This is a genomic window from Sunxiuqinia rutila, from assembly GCF_050589705.1.
Lineage (GTDB): Bacteria > Bacteroidota > Bacteroidia > Bacteroidales > Prolixibacteraceae > Sunxiuqinia > Sunxiuqinia rutila.
This window is the reverse complement of sequence record NZ_JBNGOT010000009.1, coordinates 206,567-222,249: the sequence shown is the minus strand read 5'-3', so window position 1 is coordinate 222,249 and position 15,683 is coordinate 206,567. Positions and strand designations below refer to the sequence as shown.

Annotated in this window: 19 protein-coding genes; 11 read left to right on the top strand and 8 right to left on the bottom strand. The window is 43.7% G+C overall.

Annotation, left to right across the window (positions count from 1 at the left end; genetic code table 11):
* On the bottom strand, positions 1–593 hold a 593-nt coding region (locus tag ACRD6K_RS13545), incomplete at its 3' end, for a site-specific integrase (protein WP_430973669.1).
* A gap of 453 nt (positions 594–1,046) precedes the next feature.
* On the opposite strand from ACRD6K_RS13545, the gene ACRD6K_RS13540 reads away from it, so the two are divergent.
* The 3 genes from ACRD6K_RS13540 to ACRD6K_RS13530 all read left to right on the top strand — a co-directional run bounded on the left by ACRD6K_RS13540 (position 1,047) and on the right by ACRD6K_RS13530 (position 2,613).
* Positions 1,047–1,466, top strand: coding sequence for a hypothetical protein (locus tag ACRD6K_RS13540; protein WP_430973668.1), 420 nt, complete (start codon positions 1,047–1,049; stop codon positions 1,464–1,466).
* A gap of 266 nt (positions 1,467–1,732) precedes the next feature.
* On the top strand, positions 1,733–2,122 hold the full coding sequence (locus tag ACRD6K_RS13535) for a hypothetical protein (RefSeq protein ID WP_430973667.1): 390 nt from the start codon (positions 1,733–1,735) through the stop codon (positions 2,120–2,122).
* Positions 2,119–2,613: a pyridoxamine 5'-phosphate oxidase family protein gene (locus ACRD6K_RS13530; RefSeq protein ID WP_430973666.1), complete on the top strand. Its 495-nt coding sequence runs from the start codon at positions 2,119–2,121 to the stop codon at positions 2,611–2,613. Before ACRD6K_RS13535 ends, ACRD6K_RS13530 begins: the two co-directional genes overlap by 4 nt.
* A gap of 92 nt (positions 2,614–2,705) precedes the next feature.
* On the opposite strand, the gene ACRD6K_RS13525 is transcribed toward ACRD6K_RS13530, so the two are convergent.
* The 4 genes from ACRD6K_RS13525 to map all read right to left on the bottom strand — a co-directional run bounded on the left by ACRD6K_RS13525 (position 2,706) and on the right by map (position 7,042).
* Positions 2,706–3,998 carry an aminotransferase class I/II-fold pyridoxal phosphate-dependent enzyme gene (locus tag ACRD6K_RS13525; protein WP_430973665.1) on the bottom strand — a complete coding sequence of 431 codons (1,293 nt, stop codon included), beginning with the start codon at positions 3,996–3,998 and terminating at the stop codon, positions 2,706–2,708.
* A gap of 183 nt (positions 3,999–4,181) precedes the next feature.
* Complete coding sequence (locus tag ACRD6K_RS13520) at positions 4,182–4,565, bottom strand: co-chaperone GroES (protein ID WP_430973664.1); 384 nt, start codon at positions 4,563–4,565, stop codon at positions 4,182–4,184.
* Positions 4,566–4,879: 314 nt separating this feature from the next.
* Positions 4,880–6,187: a sensor histidine kinase gene (locus tag ACRD6K_RS13515; RefSeq protein ID WP_430973663.1), complete on the bottom strand. Its 1,308-nt coding sequence runs from the start codon at positions 6,185–6,187 to the stop codon at positions 4,880–4,882.
* A gap of 81 nt (positions 6,188–6,268) precedes the next feature.
* Positions 6,269–7,042, bottom strand: coding sequence for a type I methionyl aminopeptidase (map, locus tag ACRD6K_RS13510; RefSeq protein ID WP_430973662.1), 774 nt, complete (start codon positions 7,040–7,042; stop codon positions 6,269–6,271).
* Between the two features lie 95 nt (positions 7,043–7,137).
* Between map and ACRD6K_RS13505 the strand changes: the two genes are divergently transcribed.
* Positions 7,138–7,878, top strand: a complete 741-nt coding sequence (locus ACRD6K_RS13505) for an acyl-[acyl-carrier-protein] thioesterase (RefSeq protein ID WP_430973661.1) — start codon at positions 7,138–7,140, stop codon at positions 7,876–7,878.
* 6 nt (positions 7,879–7,884) lie between these two features.
* Here ACRD6K_RS13505 and miaA read toward each other — a convergent pair whose 3' ends face one another.
* Positions 7,885–8,811, bottom strand: a complete 927-nt coding sequence (miaA, locus tag ACRD6K_RS13500) for a tRNA (adenosine(37)-N6)-dimethylallyltransferase MiaA (RefSeq protein ID WP_430973660.1) — start codon at positions 8,809–8,811, stop codon at positions 7,885–7,887.
* A 59-nt stretch (positions 8,812–8,870) separates the two neighbouring features.
* On the opposite strand from miaA, the gene ACRD6K_RS13495 reads away from it, so the two are divergent.
* The 3 genes from ACRD6K_RS13495 (at position 8,871) to ACRD6K_RS13485 (ending at position 10,972) form a co-directional block, all read left to right on the top strand.
* Positions 8,871–9,455, top strand: coding sequence for a YIP1 family protein (locus tag ACRD6K_RS13495; protein ID WP_430973659.1), 585 nt, complete (start codon positions 8,871–8,873; stop codon positions 9,453–9,455).
* On the top strand, positions 9,445–9,903 hold the full coding sequence (gene smpB, locus ACRD6K_RS13490; protein ID WP_299579887.1) for an SsrA-binding protein SmpB: 459 nt from the start codon (positions 9,445–9,447) through the stop codon (positions 9,901–9,903). Before ACRD6K_RS13495 ends, smpB begins: the two co-directional genes overlap by 11 nt.
* A gap of 103 nt (positions 9,904–10,006) precedes the next feature.
* Positions 10,007–10,972 (top strand): hypothetical protein, encoded by a 966-nt coding sequence (locus ACRD6K_RS13485; protein ID WP_430973658.1) that lies wholly within the window; start codon positions 10,007–10,009, stop codon positions 10,970–10,972.
* Positions 10,973–11,136: 164 nt separating this feature from the next.
* Here ACRD6K_RS13485 and ACRD6K_RS13480 read toward each other — a convergent pair whose 3' ends face one another.
* Together ACRD6K_RS13480 and udk are read right to left on the bottom strand one after the other, a co-directional pair.
* On the bottom strand, positions 11,137–11,856 hold the full coding sequence (locus ACRD6K_RS13480; RefSeq protein WP_430973657.1) for a 3'-5' exonuclease: 720 nt from the start codon (positions 11,854–11,856) through the stop codon (positions 11,137–11,139).
* A gap of 2 nt (positions 11,857–11,858) precedes the next feature.
* Positions 11,859–12,464, bottom strand: coding sequence for a uridine kinase (udk, locus tag ACRD6K_RS13475; RefSeq protein WP_430973656.1), 606 nt, complete (start codon positions 12,462–12,464; stop codon positions 11,859–11,861).
* 127 nt (positions 12,465–12,591) lie between these two features.
* On the opposite strand from udk, the gene ACRD6K_RS13470 reads away from it, so the two are divergent.
* The 4 genes from ACRD6K_RS13470 (at position 12,592) to ACRD6K_RS13455 (ending at position 15,644) form a co-directional block, all read left to right on the top strand.
* On the top strand, positions 12,592–12,897 hold the full coding sequence (locus tag ACRD6K_RS13470) for a Dabb family protein (protein ID WP_430973655.1): 306 nt from the start codon (positions 12,592–12,594) through the stop codon (positions 12,895–12,897).
* A gap of 22 nt (positions 12,898–12,919) precedes the next feature.
* Positions 12,920–13,900 (top strand): type I phosphomannose isomerase catalytic subunit, encoded by a 981-nt coding sequence (locus ACRD6K_RS13465; protein WP_430973654.1) that lies wholly within the window; start codon positions 12,920–12,922, stop codon positions 13,898–13,900.
* A 60-nt stretch (positions 13,901–13,960) separates the two neighbouring features.
* Positions 13,961–14,548 carry a ribosome biogenesis GTP-binding protein YihA/YsxC gene (gene yihA / locus ACRD6K_RS13460; protein WP_430973653.1) on the top strand — a complete coding sequence of 196 codons (588 nt, stop codon included), beginning with the start codon at positions 13,961–13,963 and terminating at the stop codon, positions 14,546–14,548.
* Between the two features lie 157 nt (positions 14,549–14,705).
* Entirely contained in the window at positions 14,706–15,644 is a 939-nt protein-coding gene (locus ACRD6K_RS13455) for a ribose-phosphate pyrophosphokinase (RefSeq protein WP_299579912.1), read from the top strand.
* Positions 15,645–15,683 lie beyond the last annotated feature (39 nt).

Here is a 15,683-nt window from a genome sequence, read left to right as displayed (position 1 = left end):
AGCGCATCAACATTTAATGATTTGGTGGTTAAAAACTTGAAAAATTGTTTCAGGGCGCTTACCGTTTGGTTTTGAAAGGTATTGCTTAAACCGTTTTTGATTATAAAATCCGAATTAAACCGGATTACATCTTCTTTTGTAATATCTTCTGGTGTACAATTGGAATAATATCCAAAAAATATCTCTAACTGGTGAACGTAAGTTTTTATGGTGTTTGTTGCATACCGGCGTTGTTCCATCCATATCTTAAAATGCTGAATTTGGGCTTTAACATTCGCCGATAGCCGAACCTTAACGGCATTAAGGTTATAGCTGGATTTTGCAGGCGCTGCTTCTTGTTGTGGCGATTTATTTTTGTTTGGCTTTAAAGCCGAATAATCGAGCCAGATTTTTCCTCTGAGTTGTTGAAAGAGTTGGTTTAAATCAAAATTTTCCCTGGCAACATACCAGCATCCATGAGTTCGGCTCCAGCGCACCGGTAGTATATTTTTTACCAGCTCGCTTATTTCCCGGTTAAACGCAAATCGTACAAAAACAACCTGCTGTTGGCGGTGTTCTCCGTATTCGAGCATTATTTGCGGGCGCTTATTCAAGGGCTTCGGTTTTTATTTATCTAAAAATAGGAAACATTTATTAGATAACAAATGCTTTATAAATAGGGCGTTTTGTCATAAAAAGAGGTCCATTTGCTATAAGAAAGGGTCCTTTGGTGTCAGGAAGAGGTACTTTGCCCTCAGAAAAGGGTACTTTCAGGGAAAAAAGGGTTGCGTTCATTAAACTGTGTTGCTTATCTCAATAGCAAGGCCAACATCACAAACCGATAAACACACGGACGTACGAACAAACGAAGACCGAAGCTAGCAAAACCTAACTCCCCAACTTCACCGCCAGGTGGAAAGGACGGCCTACGAGGGTTTTGAAACAGAAAACAAGGAAAGGAATTCGCGCCGGGACTAGCTAAGAAAACCCTGTTTGACGACCAACGGGAGGAGTTGGTTTTCGGGGAGTGACTGAGCCGTCGTTTTCGTTCAAAAGAATCGTCCGCCTTGATCTTTTGGTTCTTTTGGATTAAGCCAAAAGGACAGCTTGGCTTCAAGCTGACACCATTTTTTGGATCATTTTCAGCAAAAAAAGTACAACTGACACCGTTTTTTGAACAGTTCCGCCCTATTTTTTATAAAAAGGGCCCAAAATGGCTTGGTTTGGTCAAAAACCTTGTTGGTAGGCTTGTCAACCCCTCTGGTAAGGTCATTTACTTCTCTGGTAGCCTCATCTACCTCTCTGGTAGACACGTTTACCTGTCTGGTAGCCTCATTTACCTCTCTGGTAAACACATTTACCTGTCTGGTAAGGTCATTTACCTCTCTGGTAAACACATTTACCAATTAAAGTTGGTAGAAAGAGCCGTTTTTGGCTTTCCTAAGACAGAAAAGCAGACGGAAAGCAGAGGAAACGTTGGGGATTAATGGCTGACTTCGATTGAAAGGAGAACACTTTACACAAATAAGAAGCTTGACGACTTCCCCAACTTCACCGCCAGGTAAAAGGACGACCTACGAACGTTTGAAGTCACGCACAATCTGAATAACTGAAAACCGACAACCGACAACCTTCCTCCATTTTCCTTTCTCCTTTCTCCGTTTTCCCTTTTCCGTCAGGTAAACCGCATTTTTAGGAGGAACCTTTTTTCTTTACCGAAAAAATAAACACTTTTGACCAAATTTTAGACGACATGGACCGACAAGCTTTTTTAACGCTGACAACCAGCTCGCAATGGGTGCTGTTTTTAGCAATTGGATTGATTATTTATTCGTGGATTGAAAAACGGCAGCTGTTCCTGCAATTGGGGCAAGGTACTTTTTTGGTGCTGGCTCTGTTTGCCCTGTGGGTATTAAGCAGTGGTCAGTTGGTGGTGCCTGAACTGGCTCCGGGCGATGCTGTTCCGGCAGAAGTGAAAGCACGGGCTTTTTTCGCGGGCTTGGTGGTTTCCGGGGCGGTGTCGGTGGTAGCCTTTGTGCTGGGGCGCATGCAGTCGGTATGGGGCAAGCGGGTGAGTATACTTTTGGTAGCCCTGGGCTTGGGCTTGTTTTTTATGGTGTATGAGTTACAACGAATCGGATGAGCGAGGGAGCAAAATATCATTTGAAAAACCGCCCAAGTCAGGAGCTGACTTCGCGCGGTGATCTGGATGAAATTCTGCAACAGGGCAAGTTTGTGACCCTGGCTTTGTGTCGCGGGAATGAGCCGTACATCGTTACCCTGAGCTACGGCTACGACCCCGGGCGGCAAACGCTTTATGTCCATACCGCCAAAAAAGGACTGAAACTGGATTTTATAAAGAGTAACCCTGCCGTGTGTGCTACGGTGATTGAAGATGGGGGCTATGTGCCGGATGAGTGCAGCCATGCGTACCGGTCGGTGGTGTTTTGGGGAACGATTCAGGTGGTGGACGACCCGGAAGAAAAGCAGGCAGGCATGCAGGTGCTTTTAAATCATCTGGAGGAAAAGAAATCGGTCATTCAATCCAAATTACTGAAAGCCCATGCGGCTTCGGCAAAAATGGAAGTACTGCGGATTGCTATTGATGAGATTCACGGGAAGATCGGTTATTAGCCGGCATTCATTCGGCTCATCTTAAAAAAAACAAAAGGCCGTTCATTGCTGAACAGCCTTTGGAGTTATCTTCAATGGAATAATCTTTCAACTTATTGTTTTGAGTCTTTACATGCATTGTAAATGCCCTCGAACAATTCTTTCGCATCCGAAGCAGCCATGGCCGAGAAAGCGACACGAATCACATTGTTCAGGTTAATGATTCCGATGCTGTATTTCTCAATCAGGATTTTACGAACCTGTTCGCCATCCAGCCCTTCGGCCAGCTGAACGCACATGAAATAGCCCGAGTTGTAAGGCAGTGCCGTAAAGTATTCGCTGTATTTATCGTCGTTCAACGCTTCTTTTACGGCGTGGTAACGTTTGTTCATAATCTCGAACTTCTCCGCTTTCTGAGCCTGGTAGGCTTCATTTTCAAAGGCGCTCAGCAACAACGATTGTGAAATGTTGGCGGCGTTGGAAATGTTTCCACGCACAGCTCCTGCTGTTTTGGCTTCCAGGGCGGTGTACAATTCGGCATCGCCACCTTTTACGCCGTAAGTCATAAAACCAACACGGAATCCCCAAACGTAGTCTTCTTTGGTTGGTCCGTCAATTTTCAGAGCCAACACATTTTCGTGCAAATCGCTCAGCTGGGCGAAGATGCTTTCCTGCTCAATACCTTCTTCGTAAACCAAACCGAAGTAAGCATCGTCGGAGAAAACCACGATTTTGTTGCCTTGCTCGGCTGATTCTTTAATGATGGCAACAATGCCTTTTTGCTCTTCAATGGTTGGGGTGTACCCGGTTGGGTTGTTGGGGAAGTTCAAAATCAGCACTTTCTTACCAATGCCGTCTTCAGCCAACTTGGCTTTGAAGGCGTCGAGGTCGAATCCACCATCTTTAAACAGGTTGAATTTGCTCAGCTCAGCGCCATAGGCATGATTCAGAATCAGGTTGTAGTTTCCCCAAAACAAATCGGGAACCAGTACTTTTTCACCTTCGTCAACAAACAAGTATCCAGCCATGCTTACACCGTGTGTTAAAGCATTGGTAACAACCGGTAAGCTTATTGTTTTATTTTGTAGTGAAGGGTTCTTCTCAAAAATCATGCTTTGCCATTTGGCGCGGATGTCCGGACGTCCAAAACTTGGCGCATAAGGGAAAACCAATGATGGATCGAGCTTTACGTTCGATTCAATGCTGTTCAATCGCATAGGAGTGCCATTGTCTTCGACAGCCGCTCCAATGGTTGCATTGATTTTGGTTCCTTTAGCATCGGCAGTCTGCCCAAGGATTCCTTTTTTTGGGAAGAAAATATTTTTTCCTTTTTCCGACAAAAGGTCGTAAATAACTGGATTTTTCGCTTGAATAATTTTGTTTAATTCCTCAGCTTGTGGATTCATATTAAATGATTTAACTGTTTTAAAAATTGTTCAATCGTTTTGTTTGTGACAAAAACGCATGCAATTTATTAAAAAAACTTGGTTTGCGAGAGGTCTTCTTTCAATTTGAAATTCAAGTTAAAGATATATTTACAAATCGTCATTTTTTGAAAGACTTAGCAAACTTCAAATTTCAATTCGAAGTTATTTCAGTAGATCTTCGTCCCGAATAATCATCAGAATAGATGCGTGTGGCAGAATGATGTATTTTTCTTTGTTGAATTCAATTTCGAAGCCGCTTTTGGCTAAGTAAATGGCCAAATCGCCTACACTGGCTTGCAAGGGAACGTACTTAACCTCTTCTTTTTGTTCTTTCCAGGGCTCGTCATTATCGGTCATGGCCGGAATGGGATAGCCTGGCCCAACTTTCACAATGTAGCCGCTTTGGACTTTCTCGTTCTCCTGAACTGTGGGGGGAAGGTATAAACCTGTTTTGGTTTTGTTTTGCGGGCTTTTGGGTTTAACTAAAACACGGTCGCCCACCATGATGAATTTGTTCAGATCTTTTTCTTCAATTATTAGTGGCATGGTTCAATGCTTTTTGCAGCAAAGATAAAATTTATCGCTCTTGTGCGGAATGGAAAGCGGATAAAAGGAGACAGGCAGTAGTTTGCAGGCAGAAGGAAGTTAATGGTCATTACTTGTCATTGGTCGACATTCAATGGGCCTTTTGCCCTTCAGCCTGATTGAGGCCTTGACAACCGGAAAAGGGAATTGACCATTTAGCCATTGACGGTTGACCATCTTTTGGGCCTGATTGGCACATGTACTTTGGAGCTTTGTTCAGCAACAGACTCGGAGCTCTTGCGGTTGATGCACTGACAACTGAAAACAAACAACTGTTAGTCAACCAAGGGCAGGGTGAAACTCACTTTCGTTCCTTTGCCAGGCGTACTGTCAATATAAATGCGGCCTTCGTTTTTCTGTACAAATTCCTTCGTCAGTATCAGGCCTATGCCGGTTCCGGGTTCCTGCATGGTTCCGGGTTCCGAAAAGGAGAGCGAGGAGTTGAAGCGCATCAGTGCTTCCTTGCTCATGCCTATTCCCTGGTCGCTGACGGTGATGACCATCATATCGTCTCGTTCTTTGGCCGAGATCCGGATTTCACCACCTGGTTGGGAAAACTTAATGGCATTGGAAACCAGGTTGCGCAGAATGGCGCTGGTCATGTGGTAGTCGGCAAACAGCTCGGAGTTACTCTTCATTTTTAGAAAGATTGACAATTGTTTTTCTTCCAGCAAAGGGTTGAACAACTCAATAACTTCGCGGTAGATCTTTTCGAGCTTGAACGGTTTGGGCGAGTAGGGAATATGATCCCTCTGCACGGTTGACCAGGTCAATAGGTCGTGCAGCAACTTGTAATTGTTTTTCGAAACAATCGCCATGTTCTTGATTAACTTTATGCGCTCTTCTTTGGGCAGTTCATCGTACTGTTCATTCAGCAGCGATGAAATAGCCATAAAACTACCCACGTGGTCGCTCAGGTCGTGCGAAATGATGGACAGGAACTTTTCCTTATTGATGGCCAGATCCTTGAACTTCTGCTGGCTGACTCTCAGTGAGGTCGACAACTTCTCGAGCCGGGTGTAGAGCACCTCAAAGATAAACTCGTTGGCAAAGGCGATGACCGAGATGAACAGGAAAACAATTGATAAGCGACAAATCAGGCTGAAGTTGTAATTGGGGCACCACGGCTCGCTCTGGAAAAAATAATAGGCCAGGGTATTGCTCAGGAAAAACAAGGCGAGGGCGATAATGCCACGTTCTTTCCCCAAAATGAGGATAACCGGCAGAGGAAGCATCAGGGCAAAGGCCACTCCGGATTTGTTGTGTCCACCGGTCAGAAAGAAATAAGTACTGATGACCGAGATGATAAACACAAAGATGACGGATGGCACAACACTGCTTTTTTTCTTTTTCAAAAGCCAGAAGGTTAATCCCCCTGCAAGTAAAGCCGTGCCATTGAAAAGCGCTGTGGTATAGGTCTTTTTATAGAAATTGCTAAACAGGAATGCGCCCATGGACAGGAAGAACAGGTAGAAGAAAAAATGGAGCAGAATGCTTCTTTTCTTTTCCTCCAGCCGTTCGTAGGAACTGTCGTCAATGTTGAAAATAAATAGTTTTAAGTAGTAATTCAAGAGTTTGCTCACGTTGCGTGTGTTTTTGTCACACTAAAATAGCCAATTCAGCAAACTAATGCACTACGGGAAACTATTTTTTAATTGGGTGCTTTACTTGTAATCGCCCAGTACGTCTGATAATACCTCGTAACCATCATCGGTCACCAGAATGGTATGTTCGAACTGAGCCGACAATTTGCCATCGCTGGTGCGGGCTGTCCAGCCATCATTTTTGTCTACGCGAGTGGTAGCCCGTCCTTCGTTAATCATGGGTTCAATGGTGAAAGTCATGCCCGGACGCATAATATCGCCGGTGTTTTTGCGGGCAATGTGGTCAACTTGTGGGGCTTCATGAAAATCAATGCCAACACCATGACCGCAGAATTCATACACCACGCTGAATTTTTGCGCTTTGGCATAGCGGCCAATCACGAAGCCGATGTTTCCAACGTAATTGCCGGGTTTAACCTGCTGGATGCCCAGGTCAAGACAATGTTTGCTGACATCAATCAGTCGTTGGGCTTTGGCTGAAATTTCGCCTACCGCATACATTTTACTGGTGTCACCATAGTACCCATTCAGAATGGTGGTAACATCGATGTTTAAAATGTCGCCTTCTTTTAAAATCTGGTCCGCACTTGGAATTCCGTGGCAAACAACCTCATTGAGTGATATGCAGGTGGCTTTAGGATAGCCATTGTAGCCTACAGTAGCCGAAATGGCTCCATGGTCATGGATGAATTCCTGAATTTTGTTATTCAAAAACTCGGTGCTTACCCCTGGTTTTACAAACTCTTCAATCATGATCAATGATTGACCAGCCAGTTGACTGCTTTTTCTAATTCCGTCGATCTGTTCAGGTGTTTTAATTATAATATCACTCATATTGTTGGGGAAAATTTTCGCAAAAGTCGCAAAAGCTTCTTTATTTTCAAAAATTGAACAATAGATTTGTCCAAAAGTTTAAAAAAAGCCAATTCATGAATAAATACACGCAGCAAATAGCCATTGGAGCCTATCACACCAATCAACATGCGCAAGCATCAGTTACCTCACTTTTTAATGTGATGCTGGAAGCAGCCTGGGCACATGCGCAGGTCATGGAGTGGGGCTACGAAGATTTGAAGAGCAACAATATGTTTTGGGTGTTGTCGCGGGTTTATTTTGAGATTGAAAAATACCCGGAATGGCAAGATCAGATTACGCTGAATACCTGGTCATCGGGTACCGACGGAATGTATGCTTACCGCGAATTTATTCTTGAAAATGAGCAACAAGAGGTGTTGTTGCGGGCAAGTACTGCCTGGCTCATTCTGAATTTGGAGAACCGACGTATCTTCCGCTTGCGTGATTTGCGGAATTCGTTTCCTCGGCTGGAAGTGCCGAATGTTTGCCGGAATCCGAAGCGGGTTAAGCCGCATGCCCGTTCCGGCGAATTAAGCTTTCAACCGGTTTTATTCAGCGACCTGGATGTGAATAAGCATTTTAACAGCGTCAAATACCTGGAGCGGGTCTTGGATGGCTTTGGGATTGATTTCCTGAATACCTTTGAATTAGCTCAGCTGGAGGTTAACTACCTCAAAGAGGGGCTGGCAGGCGACAAGCTGGCTGTTGATACCGTGCCGGTAAGCGATTCATCTTATAGCTCCACCATCGTTCGTGAGTCGGACGGCCTTGAGCTGTGCAGCCTGCTGACGCATTGGCGCCAGCGTCAGCAATAGGGCTGCTTAGCTTTCGAGCAACTCCTGAATCCGGGCAACCTTTTCGTCCAGGGGCATAAAGCCATCCAGCCAATGAATGGGCGTGCCGTGTTTTTCCATGCGTCTGAACCAGGTCATTTGCCGCTTGGCAAACTGGTGAATGGCGATTTCAAGCTTGGTAAACATTTCGTTATAGCTTAGCTCGCCAATCAGGTGCAGGGTCAGGTATTTGTATTCCAACCCGTAGTAGGTGAGTTGTTCAGGCGTGAGCCCTTTGTCCAGCAAGCGCTGAACTTCGTCAAGCATGCCATCTTCCAGGCGTTGCTTCAGCCGTTCGGTAATCCGGTTCCTACGGTGTTCCCGGTCGTACTTTACCCCAACAACCAAGCTGTTTATTTCAGGCATGTCGTTGCTAAGCTCCGGATTTTCCTGCAGGTAAGTCTCAATTTCAATGGCCCGAATGACCCGACGTCGGTTTTCCAGGTCGGTGGTGTTGTGCAATTCCGGCTTTAGCGCTTTCAGCACGTGTTCCAGTTCTTCCAGGCTCTTTGGGTCTAGCGTTTTCCGAAGTTCGTGGTTTTTGGGCACCTGGATTAATTGATAATTATTTAAGACCGCCTCAATGTACAGACCACTACCGCCACATAAAACCGGAAATTTTCCGCGTTGGGTAATATCGTTGTAGGCCGCTAAAAAAGCGTTGTGAAACAGGTAAACGTTGTATTCAAATCCCGCATCAACAATGTCAATCAAGTGGTAAGGAATTTGCTGACCGTCAATTTCGTAGTCTTCGTAATCCTTCCCGGTACCAAGATCCATGCCCCGGTAAATTTGACGTGAATCGGCTGAAATGATCTCTCCGTCAAGTTGTTTTGCTGCATGGGCAGCTACCGTGGTTTTTCCCGAAGCTGTCGGTCCGAGGATGGTTAACATTTGATATTTTCGCTGTTTCATCGATATTTGTCATTAAGGTTTACAAAATAATGTATTTTTGTGACGCAAAACCAGAAATTATGGATTTTAAAGAACGATATCGCCAGCTTTTTCAAACATGCCTTAGCGTATTGGTTGAACCAACGAAGTTTTGGCAGGAGGAAAAAGAGGAAATTAAAGCGGAAGCCATTTTTAAGGATTACTTTTTACCACTGGTACTGCTGGTTGGCTTAGCGGTATTTATAGGAGAACTCATTAAGGGAAGCGAGATTTTGTTTAGTTACGCGGTAGCCAAATCGGTTCGGGAAGTAGTCAGTTATATTCTGCAATACTTTTTGTCGGTCTATTTGCTCAATGAGTTGTTGACCAGTGTTGGTGCTGTAAAGAATAAGCTGGTGGTAAGTCGTTTGGTCGGCTATTCCTTTTTGCCTTTTCTGATTGTTTCTTTTATTACCGGACTTTTTCCCGGGCTGTATGTTTTAAGTGTACTGGGATTGTATGGTATATTTTTATTTGTTCAAGGGGTAAAGGGAAGTCTGAATCTGTTGCCTGAAAATCAGAATCGTTATACGATGCTGGGCTTGCTGTTGATTTTTCTTATCTTCATCCTTCTGAATGTGTTTAGTTGGAAATTATTACAAGCATTCTACGGTTATGGTGCATAAAAAACAAACGATCAATATTAAAAACAAGCGGGCTTATTTCGACTATGAAATACTGGAGAAATTTGTGGCCGGCATTCAACTGGTTGGCACCGAAATTAAATCTATCCGGAATGGAAAAGCCTCAATCGGGGAAGCGTATTGTCGCTTTACCCGGCAGGAACTTTATGTGGTGAATATGAATATTTCAGAATATGATTTTGGAAACATCAATAATCATGAAGCCCGGCGTGACCGAAAACTGCTGTTGAACAAAAAAGAGCTTGATAAACTTCAAAAGAAAATCAAGGAAAGTGGCTTGACCATCATTCCACTACGGATGTTTTTAAACGACCGGGGACTGGCTAAAATAGAAATTGGCCTGGCCAAAGGGAAAAAAACACACGATAAACGGAACACCTTGAAGGAAAAAGATGCCAGACGAGACATGGATCGGGCAATGAAGTCTTAATTTAGTCTTATTCTAAATAAACTCCCCCTTTTATTTGCAAAGCGCAACGGGAATGTTGTAACTTGTAGCTTATTAGTTTTTTAACACAAAAATGAAGATTGCTATGAGAAAGTTAGTTCCCTTGCTGATGACCCTGTTTTTTGTTGTTGCACTAACAACAGCAAGTTCAGCTCAAGGATTTTTGAATAAATTAAGTAAGAAAGTTCAAGACAAAATCGAAAAGAAGGTTGATGATAAAGTCGACCAAAAAGTAGATGAAAGTCTGGATGAAGTGTTTGAGGAAGCAGCAAATGATTCGGACGCTCAAAATTCTGTTGATAAACAAAATGCAAGGTTGGAGCAGTTGATGAAAGGCATGGGGATGTCGGGCGATCCGGTGCCCATTGCAGACACCTATGCGTTTGATTCTAAAATTCAAATGCACTTCGAATCCTACAAAAAAAATGGGAAGAAAGATAGTGAGGGAGAGTTTATCACCTACGTTGATCCGAAATCGAAAAACTTTGCTTACGAATTTATTGGTGGAGACATGGACGAACGCGGCCAAGGTACTTTTATCATGGACTTTGAGAATAAAGCCATGATTATTCTTGCTGAAGGAGATGGTGAAAAGAATGGCATCGTGTATGGCATTAATGATCAAAACCAGGCCGGCACCTTACCGGAAGGCGGAGAGTACCCCGACTTGGAGGATGTAGAAACGACTGATTGGGCTATGAATCCCTATGTGAAAAAGACAGGCAAGACAAAGACCATTCAAGGTTACCGGTGCGAAGAATATCTTTACGACAATCCGGAGGATCATACCAAAGCCAGCTTTTGGGTTAGTGATGATGTAGAGATTGTTACCCGCGATTTCATGAGTGCCATGTTGCAGGCCGCAACGTATTCCTATGGCATGCCTGGTGGTTGTGTGATGGAGTCGGAGTCGGAGAATACCCAGACCGGCGAACGCTCAATTATGCGTGTTACGGATATTGACACCAATGCCAACAAGCAATTCAGCATGTCGGGCTATAAAATTACCAACCTGGGATCAATGAAGATGCCAGTCATGGAGAGTGAGTAAGCAAAAATAAATAGCAAAACGAAAAGGCTCGTTCAATTGGAACGAGCCTCTTCGTTTTATCCGGTGTTGGATCCTAAGAGAATGGTTATGAGTTTTGATATGGTGGGGTGTAAGCAATTTTATCCATAGTCAGGCTTGCTTTTTACGGCTCAAAGAACCAGGTTTTACACCACCTGCATGTTCTCCATCGGAATGATCTCTTCACCCCGGTAGCGAAGCAGCAGGTTGGCGACGGCCAGCGTATCTTTTTCGCAATAGCGAATAATCCGGTCGATGTTTCCTTCATAATAAACTTCAGCTACCTGACTGCCATCAATATCGTCTTTGGGGGTTGGTATGTTGAAAACCGTGCAAAGCAGGCTGAGTGAGGTGTAATTTTTGTAATCGCCAAACTTCCATAGCTGCAGGGTGTCCATCAGCTTATCCTTGACATCCCATGGTTTCATGCCGGCAATATTCAAGGTTTGGGGCAGAGGAAGCCCATTGATTAAGGTTCGTCGGGCAATGTAGGGATAGTCAAATTCCTGCCCGTTGTGGGCGCAAAGCCTTTTTCCCGGATGCGACATGAACTTGTTGAGCATGTCGTTGAATTGAGAAAGCAATTTTTTTTCGTTGTCATCATAAAATGATTTGACCCGGTAAAAACGTTCGCCCATGCGCTGTGTAATCACTCCGGCTGATATGCAGATGATCTTTCCAAACTCCGCATAAATTCCGGCTCGTTCATACACATCGGCTGGTCCTTGTTCCTCGCTGCGGAAGTAGGTTGATTTCTTCTCCCAATGTTTCTGGAAATCTTCATTTAACTCGTTGAAATGGGCTTGTTGCGGCACTGTTTCAATATCGATAAAAAGAATGTCTTCGAGGTTTAAATTACTAAGCATGGCTAGAGGTTTTGGAGAATGAAATTGGTGAAGATGTTAATGGCAACGGCGTTGTCTCCTCCCTGAGGAATGATAATGTCGGCAAAGCGCTTGGTGGGTTCAATAAATTGCAAGTGGCTGGGGCGGACTGTTTCTTCATAGCGGGCAAGTACCTCCTGAACATCGCGTCCACGCTCAATAATATCACGCTGAATAACCCGCGAAAGCCGCAGGTCGGAGTCGCAGTCAACAAAGGCCTTTATGTCGAGCATCTTACGCAGCGAGGCATTGGAGAGTACCAAAATCCCCTCGACAATCAAAACAGCCTTGGGCTTGATCGTTTGTGTATCCTTCAACCGGCTGCAGGTGAGGTACGAATACTGCGGCTCTTCAATGCTTTTTCCAGCTTTCAGTTCGGACAGGTGCTGGGTTAACAGACTGAACTCAATGGAATCGGGATGGTCAAAATTAATTTCTTTACGCTGCTCCATGGGCAGATGGCTGTTGTCTCTGTAATAGGAGTCTTGCGAAATGACAGCGACTTCGTTTTTGGGGAGTTGTTCGATGATTTTTCGGACAACTGTGGTTTTTCCTGAGCCTGTTCCTCCGGCGATACCAATGATAATCATTCGACTTTAATTTTACGTAAAGATAAACAAGCGAGGCAGATTTCCGATATTCCTCTTTTGATTTATGGTACAGCGAAGGGAAAATAGTAACTTCGCAGACAAATTGATAACTCCTTAATAAAAGTTGATGGCTATGATTAATCATGTGGTTCTTTTTAAATTGAAAGAATATCCGAAAACAGAGAAAGAGGCGGTACTGTTAAAGATTAAAACAGCACTGGAAGCACTTAAAGATAAAATTGAGCAGGTTCGGCATATTGAAGTTGGATTAAACTACGAGCTGGAAGCCAAATCGTATGACCTGTGTTTGATCTCACATTTTGACTCGGTTGCTGATCTGGACGTGTACCGTGTACATCCCGAGCACCTGAAAGTTGTGTCGCTGATTCAGGAAACAACTGTTGAGCGTGCTGCTGTTGATTATGAATTTTAACCCATCGACAAAATTAAAGCAAATGAAAAATTTATATCCCTTGAAATTTACCCCTCAGTATTTGGATAAAATCTGGGGCGGTCAGAAAATAAAAACACAGCTGGGAAAAGACTTTGGAAATTTACCGAACTGTGGCGAGAGCTGGGAGGTTTCGGGTGTTCAGGATCATGTGTCGGTTGTTGCTAATGGTTTTTTGGCAGGAAACACGCTGGAAGAACTGATTGAAATCTACATGGGCGAGCTGGTTGGCGATCGCGTGTATGATAAGTTTGGTGTCGAATTTCCTCTGCTCATTAAATTTATTGATGCCAACGATGATCTGTCGGTTCAGGTTCATCCAGATGATAAACTTTCTAAAAAACGTCACCAGGCGTTCGGGAAAACCGAGATGTGGTATGTGTTGCAGGCCGATCCGGGAGCTAAGCTTAACCTGGGCTTTAAAGAAGAAATGACTCGGGAGCAATACCTGGAAAAATTTGAAGCCGGCCAGTTGATGGACATCCTGAATTTTGAAGAAGTAAATGCAGGCGATGTATTATTTATGCCAGCGGGACGGGTGCATGCCATCGGGCGTGGTGTTTTGGTGGCCGAAATTCAGCAAACATCGGATGTTACTTATCGTATCTACGATTACGACCGGAAAGATTCGGAAGGTAACTCGCGCGAATTGCACACCGAGCTGGCTTTGGATGCCATCGACTTTACGGTGCCTGATTCATATAAAACCACTTACGAAGCTAAAAAGAACGAGTCGGTTGAAGTGGTGAAGTGTGATTATTTTACCACCAACATCCTGGAGCTGGACAAAAAACTGGAATGCGATATGCATAAACTCGACTCCTTTGTATTGTATATTGGTGTTGAAGGCGTTTGTGATATTGAATATCCGGGAGGAAAAGAAACCTTGAAACAAGGTGAGACCATTTTAGTTCCGGCCGCTTTGGAGCAGTATTTTCTGGCACCTCAAGGGGCTGGCGTGAAACTGTTGGAAGTTCATGTTTAACGATTTTTCGAAAAACAACGAAGTGCTGAGCAGTTTCAGTAAAAAATAAACAAAGATTATATGGAGGTAAAAAATGCCCGCTTTCTGATGAGTAACTCGGATGTAACAAAATGTCCGGATCCCAATAAACCCGAATTTGCCTTTATCGGGCGGTCGAATGTGGGAAAATCATCCCTAATTAATATGTTGACCGGGCAAAAAAAACTGGCCAAAACTTCGTCGCGTCCAGGAAAAACCCAGTTGATCAACCATTTTGTGATCAATGATTCCTGGTATTTGGTTGATCTTCCGGGCTATGGTTATGCCAAGGTGTCCAAAAAGAGCAAAGAGAAATTTCAAGCCTACATTGTTGACTATGTGTTGAAGCGTGAAAACCTTTATTGCCTTTTTGTTTTGGTGGATTGCAGGCACGAAGTGCAAAAAATAGACCTTGAGTTTATTAACTGGCTGGGAGAAAAGGAAGTTCCGTTTGCACTGGTTTTTACAAAAGCAGATAAGTTGAGCAATACCAATCTGGCTAAGAATATTGCCAGCTATAAAGCCGAATTGCTGACACATTGGGAGGAACTGCCTCCGCTGTTTGTCAGCTCGTCTGAAAGTGGCTTAGGCAAGGAAGACATACTGGAGTATGTTGACCAATTCATCTAAAAAGGTTGGGAATGCTTGTTTAGCTGTGTGCTAGCTTGCCTCTTGCTTGTGTTTTTTGTCAATTTTAAATAACTTACGAGTTGAGTGTAAAGGATATTTTAAAGATTTTTTTACCTTTGCGCGCATTCCCAAAGCTACGTAAATTAAAAGTGAAAAAATGTCTAAAAAGGCTCCTTTAAAGATTTTTACAGGTACAGCAACAAGGTATCTAACGACAGAGATTTGTAAGAGTGTTAATGTTGACCTGGGGAAATCTTCCTGCCCGGTTTTTGCCGATGGCGAGTTTGAACCCTGTTACGAGGAAACGATTCGTGGTGCGCACGTTTTTATCGTTCAATCCACGTTCCCTTCTGCCGACAATTTACTTGAATTGTTGTTGATGATCGATGCTGCAAAACGCGCATCTGCTTATAAGATTATTGCTTGTATTCCGTATTTCGGTTATGCTCGCCAAGATCGTAAGGATAAACCAAGAGTATCCATTGGTGCAAAACTGATGGCTGATTTATTATCAGCTTCAGGTGTTGACCGTGTGATTACGATGGACTTACACGCTGATCAAATTCAGGGATTTTTTAATGTTCCTGTTGACCACCTTTTTGCATCAGCATTGTTTATTCCCTATATTCAAAAAATGGGATTGCGCGATATCGTTATTGCCTCGCCTGATGTGGGCGGATCAAAACGCGCGAATAACTATGCCCGCATGCTGGGAACAGATATGGTAATCTGTCATAAGTCTCGCGAAAAAGCCAATGTTGTTGGTAGCATGACCCTGATTGGTGATGTACGTGATAAAGATGTGATTATTGTTGATGACATGATTGACACGGCCGGAACAATTTCTAAAGCTGCTGGTTTGATGATCAAGGAAGGAGCCAATTCTGTTCGTGCTTTTGCCGCACACGGATTGTTGTCCGGAGCTGCTTACGAAAACATTGAAAATTCGGCTTTAGAGGAAGTGTATTTCACCAACTCTATTCCACCGAAGAAGGAATCATCTAAAATTAAGTACTTATCGGCTGCTGATGCCTTTGCTGAAACTATTCAGCGAGTGTATAAAAATGAGTCGATTAGTTCATTATTCTATAAATAATTAATACTTTTGCACCGCTTTTTCCAACGGCATAAGTGT